The organism is Achromobacter piechaudii NBRC 102461 (assembly GCF_001571245.1).
GTDB classification, from domain to species: Bacteria; Pseudomonadota; Gammaproteobacteria; order Burkholderiales; family Burkholderiaceae_B; genus Achromobacter; species Achromobacter piechaudii.
The window spans coordinates 1,076,694-1,094,050 of record NZ_BCTK01000006.1 but is presented as its reverse complement, the minus strand read 5'-3'; the positions used below and the strand labels follow the sequence as shown (position 1 = coordinate 1,094,050).

Genomic DNA, 17,357 nt, shown 5'->3' with positions numbered 1-17,357 from the left:
TGTTTTTTCAGACCGGGTTCAGACCCGGTTCCAGTCGAACGTGGCCTGCTCGCCCTTGCCGTAGAGCTTTAACGCGCCCTTGTCGCCGGCCGCATTGGGACGGTTGAAGATCCAGTTCTGCCAGGCGGTGAGCCGGCCGAAGATGCGCGTTTCCATCGTTTCCTGGCCGCCAAAGCGCAGATTGGCTTCCAGCCCGGTCAAGGCGTCGGGCGACAGCGCGCGGCGCTCTTCCAGCATCATGCGCACTTCGTCATCCCAATCGATGCTGTCCGGCGCATAGGTGACCAGGCCCAGTTCCAGGGCGTCTTGCGCGGACAGGCGCTGGCCAGCGCGCGCGCGCACGGCTTCCATCGGCCCAGTCTCTTCATAGAAGCGGCGTTGCAGCCGGCTCTGGCCATTGACCATCGGATACGCGCCGAAATTTCGTTCGCCCACCACGACCTGCGCGGCGGGGGCGTCGGGTTCGGCCTCGTTGTCCAGCATGTAGCTGCGGTCGGCGGCCAGCGCCAGTTCCAGCAGCGTGCCGGCAAAGCAGGAACCCGGCTCGATCAGCGCGAACAGGCTGCGCGAGGTGACGTCCAGGCGCGCCAGCGTGCGGCGCAGCATGCCGGCGGTTTCGCGCACGAACCAGTGGTCCGCATGCCGCTCCAGCGCCACGTCGGCGGCGAGCACGGCGTCGGCGTCGCCTTCGGCCTTGAAGATCCAGGTGCCGATGTCCAGTTCGTTGGTGCGCATGGACAGGATGGCGTCATCGAGTTCGCGCGCCATCTGCAAGGGCCACCACGCAGCGCCCGCCGCGACGATGTCGTCCAGTTCGGATTGCACCGCGTCCTGCGGGGCGCGCACGGTCCAGGTGGCCAGCCGCTTGTCGCGGTCCAGCTGTATGTCCACGTAGCGATACGACAGGCGATCGGGGGATTCGGTACGTTCGATGGGCGTAAGCGCGATGCCGCGTTCGCCGCCCGGGCGGTGGCTGCCTTCGGCCAGCGCCAGCGCGCGTTCACGCACCGCCTCGTCAAAGCGTGCGGGCTTGACCACGTCGTCCACCAGCCGCCAATCCTTGGCGCGCTGGCCGCGCACGCCTTCGACCAGCGTGCAGAAGATGTCGGCGTGATCGTGGCGGACGCGGCGCTTGTCGGTGACGCGCGTCAGGCCGCCCGTGCCGGGCAGCACGCCCAGCAGCGGTACTTCCGGCAAGGCCACCGAAGAGGAACGGTCGTCCACCAGCAGGATTTCGTCGCAGGCCAGCGCCAGTTCATAGCCGCCGCCTGCGCAGGCGCCGTTCAGCGCCGCGATGAATTTCAGGCCGCTGTGGCGGCTGGAGTCTTCGATGCCGTTGCGCGTTTCGTTGGTGAACTTGCAGAAGTTGACCTTCCACGCATGCGACGACAGCCCCAGCATGAAAATATTCGCGCCCGAACAGAAGATGCGGTCTTTCATGCTGGTGACCACCACGCTTTTCACTTCGGGATGTTCGAAGCGGATGCGTTGCAGCGCGTCGTGTAGCTCGATGTCTACGCCCAGGTCATAGGAGTTCAGCTTGAGCTTGTAGCCGGGGCGCAGGCCGCCGTCTTCGGCCACGTCCATCGCCAGCGTGGCGACGGGGCCATCGAACGTCAGGCGCCAATGGCGATACAGGTCGGGCCGGGTGCGGAAATCGACGCGGGCCTCGGGCCGGGTGTCCAGCCCGTTTGCGGTGCTGCTCATGGTGTGTCTCCTCGTACGCCCTGCCTGAACAGGAAAAATACTGCATTACATGAATTATTGTGCAGATTAGTTCAGGCAAAAACGCACGTCAAGCGAGACATGCAGAAAAGTGCAGGTTTACAGCGGCAGGCCGCAGGCTTTGCGTACCTGGGTGCGCAGGCCGGCGAAACTTTCCTGCACTTCCAGGTTGCTGGTGACCCAGGTCAGGTCGGCCTTGGCGTAAAAGGCTTCGCGCCCGGCCAGGATGCGCTTAAGGTCCGCCATGGCCTCGTTATTGCCGGACATGGGCCGGAAATCGCCTTGCGCCATGACCCGGCCCATGTGTTCTTCCGGCGTGGCGCGCAGCCATACCGTATAGCAGTGGGCCAGCAGCAGGTTCAGCGTGGCGGGTTCGGACACCAGCCCGCCGGGCGTAGCCAGCACCATCTCGGGATAGATCTGCACCGCCTCTTCCAGCGCCCGCCGCTCGTAGCGGCGATAGGCGTTCGGGCCATACAGGTTGTGGATTTCCAGGATGCTGCACCCGGCCACGCGCTCGATTTCGCGATTCAGTTCGACGAAGGGATAGCCCAGGTCGTCGGCCAGCATCTGCCCCAACGTGGATTTGCCCGCCCCGCGCAGGCCGATCAGCGCGACGCGCTGCGTGCGGTTGGGCCGCTGCGCCCCCGCGCCCACGCCAAACAGCTGGGTCAGGGCTTCGCGCGCGCGTTGCAGGTCGGATTCCGTGCGGCCACTGAGCAGTTCGCGGATCAGCAGCCAGTCGGGCGATTCCGTGGTGACGTCCCCCACCAGCTCGGCCAGCGCGCAGTTGAAGGCGCGCGCGATCTGCAACAGGACGAGGATGGACGCATTGCCCACCCCATGCTCAAGATTGGCCAGATGCCGTTCTGACACCCCTGTGACTTGCGACAGGCTCTTACGCGTCATGCCGCGTATGGCTCGCAGGCGGCGCACCCGCTCGCCTAAAGCCACCAGGAAAGCTTCCCGCCTGGGTTCGGATGGCGCCGCATCTAGCGCTTGGTTCATGTTTGGCTGACTCCGCAAATACCCTGATAAGCCTTGTTTTATGCACTATAGTGCTTGACCCTTTCGTATGGAAGCACTATTTTTCCTTCCAAGCAGTTCCAAGCCGTCATTGCGCAAAAAAGCGGCATTGAAATACATGCCGCGTCCAAGGCGCCGACAGTGTAAAGGAGGAGTCCCGGTGAGCACGCCAGATCAATTCCATGCCCTGATGCAAGAGGCCACGCGCCTGGTGGCGAACCAGCCGCTGGATGACGGGCTCCAGGCGACGCTGAACCGCGAGGCCGGCCCCGGCAGCGCGCTGTACGAGCGCATCTTCGCCGCCTGTAAGCAGGGCGTGGCAGACGGATGGATGTGCAACCGCGAAGGCGGGGGCATCCGCTACGGCCGCGTCATCAAGCCGGCCGACGATCTGGCCGGCTGCTCGGTGGATGTGGTCGACATGAACGATCTGGCCGGCCCCCACCACGCCCACCCCAACGGCGAAATCGACCTGATCATGCCGCTGACCGCCGACGCGCGCTTCGACGGCCATGGCGCCGGCTGGCTCGTCTACGGCCCCGGCAGCGCGCACAGCCCCACCGTGACCCAAGGCCGCGCGCTGGTGCTGTACCTGCTGCCCGGCGGCGCCATCGACTTCACGCGGCCGGGCGGCTGACCTTCGCCCGTGCCCGGCCACAAAAAAACAATGCCGTGGCGCGCCCCACCAGGACATCAGGAGACAACCGTGAATACCTGCCCCGCAGAATTGAACTTCGCCAGCCATCTGGCGGCGCTGAACGCCGCGCGCGCCGCCAAGCCCGCTTACATCGACGACTCGCGTCAGCTGACCTACGGGCAACTGGCCGAACGCGTGGCGCGCATGGCCGGCGCGCTGCGGCAACTGGGACTGCGCCGCGAAGAACGCATTCTGCTCTTGATGCAGGACACGGTGGACTGGCCCGTCGTGTTCCTGGGCGCGTTGCACGCCGGCGTGGTGCCGGTGGCCGTCAACACGCTGCTCACGCCGGACGACTACGCCTACATCGTGACGCACAGCCGCGTGCGCGCCGTATTCGTCTCCGGCGCGCTGCTGCCCACGTTGCAGGCCGCGCTGGCGCAGACGCCGGGCGATGTCGAACACGTGGTCGTTTCACAGCCCGTCGACACGCAGCCCGTCGTCTCACAGCCCGTCGACACGCCATCGGCCGACATCGACACGCTGGATTTCGAAGCGCTGCTGGCCGCCGCGCCACTGGCCCCGGCCGTGCGCACGCTGTCCGACGAGATCGCCTTCTGGCTGTATTCGTCCGGCTCCACCGGCAAGCCCAAGGGCGTCGTGCACACGCATGGCAACCTCTGGCACACGGCCGAACTCTATGCCAAGCCCGTGCTGGGCATACGCGAGGACGACGTGGTGTTTTCCGCCGCCAAGCTGTTCTTTGCCTATGGCCTGGGCAACGGCCTGACCTTTCCCCTGTCGGTGGGCGCCACCGTCATCCTGATGGGCGAACGGCCCACGCCCCAGGCAGTGTTCCAACGCCTGACGCGGCACCGGCCCACCGTGTTCTACGGCGTGCCCACCTTGTACGCCAGCATGTTGGCCTCGCCCGAACTGCCGCCACGCGAGCAAGTTGCGATGCGGGTCTGCACATCGGCCGGCGAGGCCCTGCCGCGCGACATCGGTGAACGCTTCACGCGGCACTTCGGCTGCGAGATCCTGGACGGCATCGGCTCGACGGAAATGCTGCACATCTTCATCTCGAACCAGACGGGGCAACTGCGCTACGGCACCACCGGCAAGCCCGTGCCGGGGTATGAAGTGCAGTTGCGCGACGACAGCGGCGCGCCAGTTGCGCCCGGCGCCATCGGCGACCTCTACATCAAGGGCCCCAGCGCCGCGCTGATGTACTGGAACAACCGCGACAAGACGCGTCAGTGCTTCCTGGGCGACTGGCTAAAAAGCGGCGACAAATACACCTGCGACGCCGACGGCTACTACACCTACGCCGGCCGCAGCGACGACATGATCAAGGTCAGCGGCCAGTATGTCTCGCCGGTGGAAGTCGAAAACATCCTGGTGCAGCACGAAGCCGTGCTGGAAGCGGCCGTGATCGGCGTGCCGGACCACGACGGGCTGGTCAAGACGAAAGCCTATGTAGTGCTGCGCCCCGGCTTCGAGCCCGACGAACAGACGGGCGCCGCGCTTCAACGCTATGTGAAGCAGCACCTTGCCCCCTTCAAATATCCGCGCCAGATCAACTTCACCGAAGAGCTGCCCAAGACCGCCACGGGAAAGATCCAGCGCTTCCGGCTGCGCCAGCTGGAAGAGGCAACGCTATGAAAGCCCCTCGCCGACATCCTCGGCGCGTTGGTTAAACCCGGCCGGCCTCGAGCCAGCCCATGATAAGCACGGAGACAAACCATGAACCACGCCCTGACCCGGGCTGCGATTGCCGCGGCCCTGACGTTTGCCGCCACCGGCGCGCAGGCCGCCGACAAGCTCAAAGTCGGCTTCATGCTGCCCTATAGCGGCACCTACGCCGCGCTGGGCAACGCCATCGAGAACGGCTTCAAGCTGTACGTCGCCGAGCAAGGCGGCAAGCTGGGCGGGCGCGAGATCGAATACTTCAAGGTGGACGACGAATCCAACCCCGCCAAGGCCGCCGAAAACGCCAACCGCCTGATCAAGCGCGACCAGGTCGACGTGCTGATCGGCACCGTGCATTCGGGCGTGGCGATGGCGCTGGCCAAGGCCGCCAAGGACAGCGACACGACGCTCATCGTCACCAACGCCGGCGCCAACGCCATCACGGGGCCCTTGTGCGGCCCGGGCATCTTCCGCACCTCGTTCACCAACTGGCAGCCGGCCTACGCCATGGGGCCGGTCGCCTACGCCAAGGGCCACAAGACGGCCGTCACCATCACGTGGAAATACGCGGCGGGCGATGAAGCCATCGGCGGCTTCAAGGAAGGCTTCGAGAAGGCGGGCGGCAAGGTCGTCAAGGAATTGAGCCTGCCGTTTCCCAACGTGGAATTCCAGTCGCTGCTGACCGAGATCGCCGCCACCAAGCCCGACATGGTGTTCACGTTCTTCGCGGGCGGCGGCGCGGTGAAGTTCGTGCAGGACTATCACGCGGCAGGCCTGGACAAGACGATTCCGCTGTACGGATCAGGCTTCCTCACGGACGGCACCTTGCAGGCGCAGGGCGCATCCGCCCAAGGCCTGCTGACCACCCTGCACTACGCCGACGGCCTGAACACGCCGCGCGACAACGCCTTTCGCGCCGACTACTCCAAGAACTACAACGCCCAGCCTGACGTGTATGCGGTGCAGGGCTATGACGCCGCGCAGCTGATGCAGTCGGGCCTGTCCGCGGTGAAGGGCGACTTTGCCAAGAAGGCGGACTTCCGCAACGCCATGCGCGGCGCCACGGTGGACAGCCCGCGCGGCCCGTTCACGCTGTCGGCGGCGGGCAACCCGGTGCAGGACATCTACCTGCGGCGCGTCGACGGCCTGGAGAACAAGGTGGTCGAAGTCGCGGCGAAGAAGCTGGCCGATCCGGCCCGCGGCTGCAAGCTCTGACGCCACGCGGGAGGCCCCATGGACATCAGCATCCTGCTTATCCAAAGCCTGAACGCATTCCAGTACGGCTTGCTGCTGTTCCTGGTGGCCAGCGGCCTGACGCTGATCTTCGGCATCATGGGCATCATCAACCTGGCCCATGGCAGCTTCTACATGATCGGCGCGTACATGGCGTTCGCGCTGGGTCCGGTGGTGGATCGCTGGCTGGGCGGCGGCTTTCTGGCGACGCTGGCGGTGTGCGTGCTGCTGGCCGGCGCGCTGGGCTACGTGCTGGAGGCCGCGTTCTTCAGCTACCTGTACCACCGCAACCACTTGCAGCAGGTGTTGATGACCTACGGGCTGATCCTGGTCTTCGAAGAGCTGCGCAGCATCCTGGTGGGCAACGACGTGCACGGCGTGCCGCTGCCCGACTGGCTGCAAGGCAGTATTTCGCTGGGCGGCGTGATGACCTACCCCGTGTACCGGCTGTTCATTTCGGCCGTGGGGATCGCGGTGGCGCTGCTGCTGTACTGGGTCATCTCGCGTACCCGCCTGGGCATGATGCTGCGCGCCGGCGCCAGCAACCGGGAAATGACCGGGTCGCTGGGCATCGACGTCAACAAGCTGTACCGGCTGGTGTTCGCAGCTGGCGTGGCGCTGGCCGCGCTGGCCGGCACCATCGCCGCGCCCGTGTCGTCGGTGTATCCGGGCATGGGCAACGGCGTGCTCATCATCTGCTTCGTGGTGGTGGTGATCGGCGGCATCGGGTCGATACGCGGCGCGTTCCTGGCCGCGATGCTGGTGGGCTTTGTCGAGACCTTCGGACAGGTGCTGTTCCCGTCGGCGGCCGGCGTACTGGTGTATCTGCTGATGGCGTTCATTCTTCTTTGCAAGCCCGAAGGGCTGTTCAAACAGGGCTAGCCATGCAGAAATTCCTACCCATCGCAACGCTGCTGGCACTGGCCGCGTTTGCATTCAGCGGCAGCGACTACTACACCGGCCTGGCCATCAAGGTCATGATCTACGCCATCTTCGCATTGAGCCTGCAATTGCTGGTGGGCGGCGCGGGGCTGGTCAGCCTGGGGCATGCCGCGTTCTTCGGCATCGGCGCTTACGTGGCGGCCTTGCTGTCGCCCGAGTCCGCAGCGGCCAGCCTGTGGTGGCTGCTGCCGGCCGCGCTGCTGGCGGCGGCGCTGTATGCCCTGGCGACCGGCGCACTGGCGCTGCGTACGCGCGGCGTGTATTTCATCATGGTCACGCTGGCGTTTTCGCAGATGGCCTATTACGTCTTTCACGACACCAAGGTGGGCGGCGGCAGCGACGGCATCTATCTTTACTTCCGGCCCGAACTCGCGGTGGGCGGCTGGGTGCCGTTCGACCTGGGCAACGCCACCACGTTCTACTTCTTCGTGCTGGTCTGCCTGGCGCTGGCCTGGGGCTTTCTGGCGCTGCTGCGCCGGTCGCCGTTTGGCGCGGCGCTGGCCGGCATACGCATCAACGAGCAACGCATGCGCGCGGCCGGCTATTCCACGTATCCCTACAAGCTGACGGCCTATGTGGTCGGCGCGACGCTGGCCAGTCTGGCGGGCTTTTTGTTCGCGCTGAAAGACGGCTTCGTCACGCCCGAGCTGCTGGCCTGGGAGCAGTCGGGGCTGGTGCTGCTGATGGTGATCCTGGGCGGCATGGCCAGCCTGGGCGGCGCGGTGATCGGAACCGTGACGCTGGTGCTGATGCAAGAGCTATTTCAGTCGCAGGCGCTGTTCGGCGACTACGCGCGCCATTGGCATCTGCCGCTGGGCATCGCCATCATCGCGCTGGTGGCGCTGCTGCCCAACGGCATTGCCGGCTTGCCAGCGCAGTGGCGCAGCCGCCGCGATGCGCGGCGCGCGGGTGCGCAGGAGACCGGCGGGCAGGAGCCGAATACCGGGGATTCACACGCTCGGGCTGCGCGCGCAGGAACATCAGGCGCGGATGCCGCCAGCACGAACGCCCCCACCTCTTCCGCCAAGACCCATGGCGCGTCTTCCAAGACCGCCCTGCCCCCCTCCGTGTCCACCCCTGCGGCCAGCCGCTAGCCGATCCAGGAAGAACCCCATGTCTGACACCTTGCTTGCCGCCATCGGACTGACCCGCCGCTTTGGCGGACTGACAGCGGTCAACGGCGTATCGCTTGCGCTGGCGCGCGGTCAGGTGCACGCCGTCATCGGCACCAACGGCGCGGGCAAATCCACGCTGATCAACATCCTGTCGGGCGAACTGGCCCCCAGCAGCGGTCAGGTTGTGCTGGGCGAACGCGACATCACCGCGTGGCGCCAGCCGGAGCGCGCCCGCGCGGGCCTGGGCCGCAGCTACCAACGGTCCACGCTGTTTCCTGAACTGAGCGTGTTCGAAAACTGCCGGCTGACGGCGCAGGCCGCGCGCCAGCGTTTCTGGCATTGGTGGCGTCCCGCTGCCGCATGCCGGCGCAGCGCGGAACTGGCGCACGAAGCGCTCGCGCGCACGGGCTTGACGGGCGACGCCGCGCGGCCGGCCGGGCTGCTGCCGCACGGCCGCAAGCGGCAGCTTGAAATCGCCATGTGCCTGGCGGGCGAACCGCGCGTGCTGCTGCTGGACGAGCCGCTGGCGGGCATGGGACCCGAAGAGACAGACCGCATCCTCGACCTGCTGCAATCGCTGAAGGCGAACCACGCGATCCTGCTCGTGGAACACGACATGGATGCGGTGTTCCGCATCGCCGAGACGATCACGGTCATGGTCAATGGCACGGCGATTGCCAGCGGCGCGCCGGCCGATATCCGCGCCAACGCCGAGGTGCGCACGGCCTACCTGGGCGAAGAAACCGCCACGCAAGGAGAGCACGCATGCACGCATTGATCGAAGCGGGCGGCCTGCACGTGCACTATGGGGCCAGCCACGTATTGCGTGGCGTGGACATGCACATCGCGCGGGGCGAGTCGGTGGGGCTGGTGGGACGCAACGGCATGGGCAAGACCACGCTGATCCGCAGCCTGATGGGACAAGTGAAAAGCACGCGTGGGCAGGTGCGCGTGGCGGGCCGCGATTGCACGCGCGCGCCGTCGCACGCGATTGCGCGTATGGGCGTGGCCTACGTGCCGGAAGGGCGCGGCATCTTTCCCAATCTGAACGTGCGCGAAAACCTGCAAGTGGCGGCGCGCGCCGGCGTGCAAGGCGCAAGGGGCTGGACTTACGCTCGCGTGCTGGATACCTTTCCAAGGCTGCGCGAACGCCTGGGCCATGGCGGCCAACAGTTGTCGGGCGGTGAACAGCAGATGCTGGCGATCGGCCGCGCGCTCATGACCAACCCCGATCTGCTGATTCTGGACGAGGCCACCGAGGGGCTGGCGCCGCTGATCGTGGCCGAGATCTGGCGCATCATCCGCGAGATCCGTGCAACGGGCATGTCGACGCTGATCGTCGACCGCAACTATCGCGCGGTGCTCGAACACACCGACCGCTGCCTGGTGATGGAAAAGGGGCTGATCGTCGAAGACGGCGATAGCGCGTCGCTGGCCCGGCAACCGGAACAGCTGACGCGCTATCTGGGCGTGTAGGCCGCGCCCGCCGTCAAACGATCAGATGATCAGATGACGGCTTCGATCAGGAACGGACCACGGCGCTTCAAGCCATCGGCCAGCGCACGCGCGAAACCTTCGACCGTATCCACGCTGACCGCCTCCACGCCCATGCCCTGAGCCAGATGCGTCCAGTCCAGATAGGGTTCTTCCAGGTCCAGCATGCGACGGGCGTTGCGGCCCGGTTCCTTCACGCCGACGTTCTTCATCTCGCCGTGCAGCGTGGCATAGGAACGGTTGGCGAGAATCACCGTCAGGCAATTCAGGTTTTCGCGCGCCTGCGTCCACAGCGCCTGCAAGGTGTACATGCCGCTGCCATCGGCCTGCAAGGTGATGACCTTGCGGTCCGGGCAAGCCACGGCGGCGCCGGTGGCCAGCGGCAGGCCGATGCCGATCGCACCGCCCGTCAGCATCAGCCAATCGTGCGGGGCGCTGCTGGCGCTGTAGATGGGGAATTCGCGGCCCTGAGTGATGGATTCGTCGCACACGATGGCCTGTTCCGGCAGCGTGTGAGCGATCAGGATGTTGACGGCGGCGCCGGTCAGCTTGCCGCTGGACGGCACTTCATAGGCGGCGGCCGGCGTCGCCAGGCGCGGGGCGTCGGCGGCAATGCCCAGCTCGTCGGCCAGCCATTCCAGCGCGTGGGCCAGATCCTGCTCGGCCGATGCCAGCACCACCTGGTTGCTGTCGGGCGGCGCCAGCAGGCTGGGCTTGCCGGGATACGCAAAAAAGCCCACCGGGGCCTTGGCGCCGGCCAGCACCAGATGCTTGACGTCTTTCAGCTTGGCCACGGCCAGATCGATGGGATAAGGCAGGCGATCGACCGGCGTGCGAGCGCCGCCACGTTCGATGCGGCGATTCGACGTTTCGGACATCAACCGCACGCCGGTCGCGCGTGCGATGCGGCCGGCGGCGTTCAGCGCGCGCTCGCGCAGCGCCGCGCCACCCAGCATCAGCACGGTGACTTCGCCCGAGCGGATCGCAGCAGCCGCCGCGCGCACGGCGTCGGCAGAGGTCTGCGCCAGCGCGGCATCCTTGACCTGCACGGGCGCGGGCGCGTTGTCGGGCAAATCGGTCCAGGCGGTGTCGGCCGGCAGGATCAGCGTGGCGATGTTGCCCGGGGCCTGCCGGGCCACGCCAATCGCCTCGGCCGCGTCGGCCGACACGGCGGCGGCGGTCATTGTGCGCTTGACCCAATGAGACATCGGACGCGCCACGCCTTCCACATCGCTGGTCAGGGGCGCGTCGTATTGCACGTGATAGGTGGCGTGGTCGCCCACGATGTTGACCATGGGCGTGCGGGCGCGCTTGGCGTTGTGCAGGTTGGCCAGGCCGTTGCCCAGGCCCGGTCCCAGATGCAGCAAGGTGGCGGCCGGCTTGTCGGCCATGCGCGCATAGCCGTCGGCGGCGCCCGTCACCACGCCTTCGAACAGGCCCAGCACGCAGCGCATGCGGGGCTTGCGATCCAGCGCCGCGACAAAGTGCATTTCCGATGTGCCGGGGTTGGCGAAACATACGTCGACATCGTTGGCCAGCAAGGTATCGCAGAGACTGTCAGCGCCGTTCATGATTTTCCCTAGTCGTTTTCAATGGCGATGCGGGCGCATCCGCGCCCGCCTGATAAGCATGATAGGTAGCGTATCAAAAACGCGATAGACCCATTTGCGGCTGGCGGCATGGAACCATTCGCCGTGCATTTCGCCTGCCGGAATAAAACCACCGGGCGGCCAAAGAAAACGGCCTGCATCGCGCAGGCCGCCTTGTCAGCGCAGAAGATGGGTCAGCGGATCGGCCACGGATACATCGCGCCGCCGTTGCTCCACAGCGCATTGGTGCCGCGTGCCAGACCCAGCTTGCTGTCCTTGCCCACGTTGCGCTCGAACACTTCGCTGTAATTGCCCACGGCCTTGATGGCGTTGTAGGCCCATTTTTCATCCAGGCCCATATTCTTGCCCGCCCCCGGCGTCACACCCAGGATGCGCAAGACGTTGGGGTTGTTGCTCTTGAGCATCTCGTCGACGTTCTTTTGCGTGATGCCGTATTCCTCGGCTTCCAGCAGCGCGAACAGCGTCCAGCGCACGATGCCCAGCCAGTTCTCGTCGCCCTGGCGCACCATCGGGCCGAGAGGCTCCTTGGAAAAGCGTTCGGGCAGGATTTCGTAATCGTCGGGCTTGGCCACCTGCGTGGCGCGCACGGCGGCCAATTGCGAGGAATCGTCGGTGAAGGCGTCGCAGCGGCCCGATTCAAAGGCGCGCACCACTTCGGTCACCTTGTCGATCACCACCGGTTTGAATTCGATCTTGTTGGCGCGGAACCAGTCGGCCAGGTTCAGTTCGGTCGTGGTGCCGGGTTGCACGCAGACGGTGGCGCCGTTCAGCTCCTTGGCGCTTTTGACGCCCAGCTTCTTGTTCACCAGGATGCCTTGGCCATCGTAGAAGCTGGCGGCGACGGCGGACAGGCCCAGCGAGGTATCGCGCGTCTGGGTCAGCGTGACGGTGCGCAGCAGCACGTCGACCTCACCCGATTGCAATGCCGTGAAGCGTTGCTGGGTGGACAGCGCGGTGCCCTTGAACTTGCTGGGGTCGCCGAATACCGCCGCCGCGACGGCGCGGCAGATATCCACATCCATCCCTTCCCATTCGCCCTTGCTGTTGGTGGCCGAGAACCCGGAGACGCCGTCGGTCAGGCCGCATTGCACGAACCCTTTTTTCTTTACCGCGTCCAGCGTGGGGCCGGCGATCGCCGCCTGGGACGCGCAAGCCAGGGCCAGGGCGCCAGCCGCAAACAAAGTTGACCGCTTCATTGATGCCTCTCCTGAGATAGATGTCCGTGCCGCCTTGTAAGACGACGGCGGTTGAAACCAGGCCCGGCTTTACAGGGCCGGCCGCCAGATTACGACATGTCCACGGTGTGAACAACGCGGCTTTCCCTATCGGAAACCCGAAGAATGACGACTTGGATAGATTCCGCGTTTTGTCCGGTGATCGAACTTAATCAACCCCTTTCGGCTCATGGGGCACGCCCCTGCATGCCATACTTTTTTCACGCCGTTGTCCGATACACGGCAGCGCCGTAACACCTTAAAAAACGCCGAGCGCGCCATACAAAAATCCCGGCGCGCATCGATATTCGGTCGCTTCATGGAGGAGACAAATCCATGGCACATGTTTGCAAATCGCAGCATCGCCGCAATGCCGCCCCGCGCCGCCTTGCCTTGAAAACCCTGTTGTGCTCGGCGCTGGCCGCCACGGGCCTGATGGCCGGCCCGGCGCAGGCCGCCGACGACTGGCCCAGCAAACCCATCAAGATCATCGTGCCCTACACGCCTGGCGGCTCGACCGACATCGTCACCCGCATCGTGGTGGAAAAACTGGCGCCGCGCCTGGGCCAGACGATCATTGTCGAAAACAAGCCCGGCGCGAACAGCAGCGTGGGATCGGCCATGGCGGCCAAGGCGGACCCCGACGGCTATACCTTCCTGGCCATGCTGCCCGCCTACCTGGTCAACTTCCACCTGTACAAGCTGAACTTCAAGCCGACCGATCTGGTGCCCGTCGTGCAGATGGCCGACCTGCCGCTGTTCCTGTTCGTGTCCGAGGACGTGCCGGTCAAGACCGTGGCCGAACTGGTCGACTATGGCCGCAAGCATCCCGACAAGCTCACCTACGCGTCCAGCGGCACCGGCTCGAACGCGCACCTGACCGGCGCCATGTTCGCCTCGCAGAACAAGATCGCGATGACGCACGTGGCCTACAAGGGCAGCGCGCCTATCCTCACCGACCTCTTGGGCGGGCGCGTATCGATGGTGTTCGACCCGATCCTGGTGCCCATGCAATACGTCAAGCAGAACCGCCTGAAGGCGCTGGCCTTCACGGGCAAGGAACGCTGGCCCGACGAGCCCACCATCCCCACCATGGGCGAAGCCGGGCAGCCGGGCTTTGAGACCGGTTCATGGGCCGGACTGCTGGCCCCGGCCAACACGCCGCAGCCGATCATCGACCGCATGGCGCGCGAGATCCGCGAGGTCGTCAAAGACCCCGAGGTCAAGCGCAAGTTCATTGACGTCGGCTTCATGCCGGTGGGCGGCACGACGGCGCAATTTTCCGAGCTGATGCAAAAAGAGTCGGCGCGCTACGCCGACGTCATCAAGCAGGTCGGCATCACCGCGAACTGAATGGCGGCGGGCGGCCCCAACGCCGCCCGCGCGATCGGAGCTTTCTTATGATCGACAAGTTCATCGACAGCCCCGAGGCTGCGGTCTCGGACATCCACGACGGCGCCACGGTGCTGATCAGCGGCTTCGGCGGCGCAGGCATGCCCACCGAACTGATCCACGCGCTGATCGACCAGGGCGCGCGCGAACTCACCGTGGTCAGCAATAACGCGGGCAACCGCGAAACCGGGCTGGCCGCGCTGATCAAGGCCGGGCGCGTGCGCAAGGTGATCTGCTCGTTTCCCAAGGCGTCGCATTCCTGGGTCTTCGACGATCTGTACCGGCGCGGCGGCATCGAACTGGAATGCGTGCCGCAGGGCACCATCGCCGAACGGCTGCGCGCGGCGGGCGCGGGGCTGGGTGGATTCTTCACGCCCACCGCCTACGGCACCGAACTGGCGCAGGGCAAGGAAACCCGCATCATCGACGGGCGCGGCCACGTCTTCGAAACGCCGCTGCACGGCGACTTCGCGCTGGTCAAGGCCGACCAGGGCGACCGCTGGGGCAACCTGACCTATCACAAGAGCGCGCGCAACTTCGGCCCCATCATGTGCATGGCGGCCAAGACCACCATCGTGCAGGTGCGCGCCAAAGCCGGCCTGGGCGAATTGCCGCCCGAAGCCATCGTGACTCCGGGCATCTTCGTCAAGCGCGTCACCGAGGTGGCCAACGCCGCCTTTTCCAGCTGAGGCCTTCCGCATGTACCAACCCCTTACCCGCGAGGCCATGGCGCGCCGCCTGGCCCTGGACATCCCCGACGGCAGCTATGTCAACCTGGGCATCGGCATGCCCGTGCTGGTGGCCGCCTGCCTGCCGGACGATCGCGAGATCGTGCTGCACAGCGAAAACGGCATCCTGGGCATGGGCCCGCCGCCCGCCGAGGACGCCATCAACCTGGACCTCATCAACGCCGGCAAGCAGCCGGTGACGCTGCTGGCCGGCGGCGCGTACTTCCACCACGCCGATTCGTTCGCGATGATGCGCGGCGGCCATCTGGACATCTGCGTCATGGGCGGCATGCAGGTCGCAGCCAACGGCGACCTGGCCAACTGGTCGCTGGCCAAGCCGGGCGAAGCGCCGGCCGTGGGCGGGGCGATGGACCTGGCCGTGGGCGCGCGCAGCGTGTTCATCATGATGGAACACAACAGCAAGAACGGCGATCCGAAAATCGTGGAACGCTGCACCTATCCGCTGACGGGCGCGGGCGTGGTCGACCGCATCTACACCGATCTGGCGGTGATCGACGTGACGCCGGAAGGCCTGGTGGTTCGGGATATGATCGACGGCATGACGCTGACCGAACTGCAAGGACGCACCGGCGCGCCGCTGCGCGCGGGCTGATGCTGCCCAACCTTCCTCCGCCCGGCTACGCCGCGCCGCTGGCCGCTGAAGATCATCCCGACCAGTTTCGCGGCGACCCCGACTACATGCTGACCCTGGCGCGCGGCCTGCACGTGATCCGCGCATTCGGCACGCGCCGCCATCCGCAGACGGCCGCCGAACTGAGCCGCCGCGCCGGGCTGCCGCGCGCCGTCGTGCAGCGCTGCCTGCATACGCTGGTGCTGCTGGGCATCGCGGAGCAGCACGGCAGGCTGTACGTGCTGACCCCGCGCATCCTGGGTCTGGGCTACGCGTATTTCTCGTCCACGCCGTTCGTCTCGCTGGCGCAACCCGTGCTGGAAGAACTCAGCGCCACGGTCAACGAAACTTGCGCGCTGGCCATCATGGAAGGCAATGAAATGCTCTACCTGGCGCGTTCCGAAGTGAACCGCCTGCTGGCCACGTCCATGGGGTTGGGCAGCCGACTGCCCGCGTATTGCACATCGATTGGCCGGGTGCTGCTGGCGCAGTTGCCCGAACCCGCGCTGGCGCGCTACTTCGCCGCCACGCCCTTGCAGCCCTACACCGAATTCACACTGACCACCGAAGCCCAGATGCGGGCCGAGCTGACGCGCATCCGCGAACAGGATTACGCGGTGGTCGATCAGGAACTGGAATTGAACGTGCGCGCGATCTCGGTGCCCGTGCGGTCCGCCAGCGGCAAGGCCTGCGGCGCGGTGAACGTCAGCGTCAAAGCAGCGCGCGTGCCGCTGGCGCGGCTGACGGACGAGTTCCTGCCGCCGCTGCGCCAAGCGGTGGAGAGAATCGGGGAATTTCTGGTGGCCTAGGGCAGCGTGGCGCGGGCCTTGCCGCGCCGGCCGAGTCCTAGGAACCCAGGTCAGTCGTGTCCAGCGTGAACGCGGCGGCCGCGCGGCCGATGCGATCGTTCACCGCATGCCACGCGTCGGTGGCGGGCGGCGCCTGCACGACGATGCGCGCATAGCCTTGCGTGTCCAGATCGCGCAGCAGCCCATACAGCGCCTGCGCATAGCGCGCGGGGTCTGCCGGCACCGGCTGCCATTGCACACGCGCTTCCAGCGCCTCGGGCGGTTCGCCGTAAGCCACCACCACGACCTTGCCCGTCGGCAGGTTGCGGCCTTGCACGATGTCGCGCAGGCGTTCGTCGGAAGCCAGTTCAAGCGGCGTGCGCGGCGCGTAGTGCGCCTTCAACGTGCCCGAGGCACGCGGCGCGGCCGCGTCGGGCGCGAACACCTGCACGCCCAGCACCGCTTCGATCTGCGCGGCGCTGATATGACCGGGACGCAGCAGCACGGGGCCGGCGCCACGGTCCAGGCGCGACAGGTCAAGAATGGTGGATTCAATACCCACTTCCGACGCGCCGCCTTCCAGCACCGGCATGCCGGCCGCGACTTCATCGGGAAATTCGCTGCGCACGTGTTCAGCGCGCGTGGGCGATACCTGGCCGAACTTGTTCGCCGACGGCGCGGCCACGCCGCCCTGCCCGTTCGGCTTGCCTGCGGCAAAGGCGGCCAGCAGCGCCTGCGCTACGGGATGCGAGGGGCAGCGGATGCCGATGCTGTCCTGGCCGCCGCTGACCGTATCCGCGATGTGCGGCGCGCGCTTGAGGATCAGCGTCAGCGGCCCCGGCCAGAAGGCGTCGATCAACAAGCGCGCCTCGGGCGGCACGTCGGCCGCCCAGTAGGACACGTCGCCCGTGGGCGCGATGTGCACGATCACGGGATGGTTCGACGGCCGGCCCTTGGCCGCGTAGATCTTCGCCACCGCTTCCGGGCTTTGCGCATCCGCGCCCAGGCCGTAGACGGTCTCGGTCGGAAAGGCGGCCAGCTCGCCGTCCAGCAGGCGTTGGGCGGCGTGGGCAATGTCCGCAGCGCTGGCGGAAACGGGCGTGGTCAAAGAAGGCATCGGGACGGTCGCG

At 66.4% G+C, this 17,357-nt stretch carries 16 protein-coding genes; 11 read left to right on the top strand and 5 right to left on the bottom strand.

All coding sequences use genetic code 11. The annotated features are described in order from the left end of the window. Window positions 1-18: 18 nt before the first annotated feature. Window positions 19-1,707: a 2,3-epoxybenzoyl-CoA dihydrolase gene (boxC, locus tag API01S_RS17120; protein WP_061305420.1), complete on the bottom strand. Its 1,689-nt coding sequence runs from the start codon at window positions 1,705-1,707 to the stop codon at window positions 19-21. 117 nt (window positions 1,708-1,824) lie between these two features. Further along, on the bottom strand, window positions 1,825-2,733 hold the full coding sequence (locus API01S_RS17115; protein WP_006221123.1) for a helix-turn-helix transcriptional regulator: 909 nt from the start codon (window positions 2,731-2,733) through the stop codon (window positions 1,825-1,827). A gap of 178 nt (window positions 2,734-2,911) precedes the next feature. On the opposite strand from API01S_RS17115, the gene API01S_RS17110 reads away from it, so the two are divergent. The 7 genes from API01S_RS17110 (at window position 2,912) to API01S_RS17080 (ending at window position 9,846) form a co-directional block, all read left to right on the top strand. Next, a complete protein-coding gene (locus tag API01S_RS17110) occupies window positions 2,912-3,388 on the top strand; it encodes a DUF4863 family protein (protein WP_050730846.1) in 477 nt (158 codons plus the stop codon). Between the two features lie 69 nt (window positions 3,389-3,457). Further along, on the top strand, window positions 3,458-5,053 hold the full coding sequence (locus API01S_RS17105; protein ID WP_061305418.1) for a benzoate-CoA ligase family protein: 1,596 nt from the start codon (window positions 3,458-3,460) through the stop codon (window positions 5,051-5,053). A gap of 81 nt (window positions 5,054-5,134) precedes the next feature. Next, window positions 5,135-6,295: an ABC transporter substrate-binding protein gene (locus tag API01S_RS17100; RefSeq protein ID WP_061305409.1), complete on the top strand. Its 1,161-nt coding sequence runs from the start codon at window positions 5,135-5,137 to the stop codon at window positions 6,293-6,295. Between the two features lie 18 nt (window positions 6,296-6,313). After that, entirely contained in the window at window positions 6,314-7,195 is an 882-nt protein-coding gene (locus API01S_RS17095; protein ID WP_006221127.1) for a branched-chain amino acid ABC transporter permease, read from the top strand. A gap of 2 nt (window positions 7,196-7,197) precedes the next feature. Beyond that, window positions 7,198-8,349, top strand: coding sequence for a branched-chain amino acid ABC transporter permease (locus tag API01S_RS17090; RefSeq protein ID WP_061305406.1), 1,152 nt, complete (start codon window positions 7,198-7,200; stop codon window positions 8,347-8,349). Window positions 8,350-8,368: 19 nt separating this feature from the next. Next, window positions 8,369-9,148 (top strand): ABC transporter ATP-binding protein, encoded by a 780-nt coding sequence (locus API01S_RS17085; protein WP_061305405.1) that lies wholly within the window; start codon window positions 8,369-8,371, stop codon window positions 9,146-9,148. After that, the gene (locus API01S_RS17080; protein WP_006221130.1) at window positions 9,136-9,846 is read left to right on the top strand and encodes an ABC transporter ATP-binding protein; all 711 of its coding nucleotides are present in this window, start codon (window positions 9,136-9,138) and stop codon (window positions 9,844-9,846) included. Before API01S_RS17085 ends, API01S_RS17080 begins: the two co-directional genes overlap by 13 nt. Window positions 9,847-9,875: 29 nt before the next feature. Here API01S_RS17080 and API01S_RS17075 read toward each other — a convergent pair whose 3' ends face one another. Together API01S_RS17075 and API01S_RS17070 are read right to left on the bottom strand one after the other, a co-directional pair. Further along, entirely contained in the window at window positions 9,876-11,435 is a 1,560-nt protein-coding gene (locus API01S_RS17075; protein WP_061305404.1) for an acetolactate synthase large subunit, read from the bottom strand. Between the two features lie 212 nt (window positions 11,436-11,647). Further along, the gene (locus API01S_RS17070) at window positions 11,648-12,670 is read right to left on the bottom strand and encodes an amino acid ABC transporter substrate-binding protein (protein WP_006221132.1); all 1,023 of its coding nucleotides are present in this window, start codon (window positions 12,668-12,670) and stop codon (window positions 11,648-11,650) included. A 354-nt stretch (window positions 12,671-13,024) separates the two neighbouring features. Between API01S_RS17070 and API01S_RS17065 the strand changes: the two genes are divergently transcribed. The 4 genes from API01S_RS17065 to API01S_RS17050 are packed head-to-tail and all read left to right on the top strand — an operon-like array spanning window position 13,025 to window position 16,248. Then, on the top strand, window positions 13,025-14,041 hold the full coding sequence (locus API01S_RS17065) for a Bug family tripartite tricarboxylate transporter substrate binding protein (protein WP_061305401.1): 1,017 nt from the start codon (window positions 13,025-13,027) through the stop codon (window positions 14,039-14,041). A 47-nt stretch (window positions 14,042-14,088) separates the two neighbouring features. Next, the gene (locus API01S_RS17060) at window positions 14,089-14,769 is read left to right on the top strand and encodes a 3-oxoacid CoA-transferase subunit A (RefSeq protein ID WP_006221134.1); all 681 of its coding nucleotides are present in this window, start codon (window positions 14,089-14,091) and stop codon (window positions 14,767-14,769) included. Between the two features lie 10 nt (window positions 14,770-14,779). After that, window positions 14,780-15,421 (top strand): 3-oxoacid CoA-transferase subunit B, encoded by a 642-nt coding sequence (locus API01S_RS17055; RefSeq protein ID WP_006221135.1) that lies wholly within the window; start codon window positions 14,780-14,782, stop codon window positions 15,419-15,421. Further along, window positions 15,421-16,248 (top strand): IclR family transcriptional regulator domain-containing protein, encoded by an 828-nt coding sequence (locus API01S_RS17050; protein ID WP_006221136.1) that lies wholly within the window; start codon window positions 15,421-15,423, stop codon window positions 16,246-16,248. Before API01S_RS17055 ends, API01S_RS17050 begins: the two co-directional genes overlap by 1 nt. Window positions 16,249-16,285: 37 nt before the next feature. On the opposite strand, the gene API01S_RS17045 is transcribed toward API01S_RS17050, so the two are convergent. Further along, window positions 16,286-17,344, bottom strand: a complete 1,059-nt coding sequence (locus API01S_RS17045) for an L-threonylcarbamoyladenylate synthase (protein WP_061305399.1) — start codon at window positions 17,342-17,344, stop codon at window positions 16,286-16,288. Window positions 17,345-17,357 lie beyond the last annotated feature (13 nt).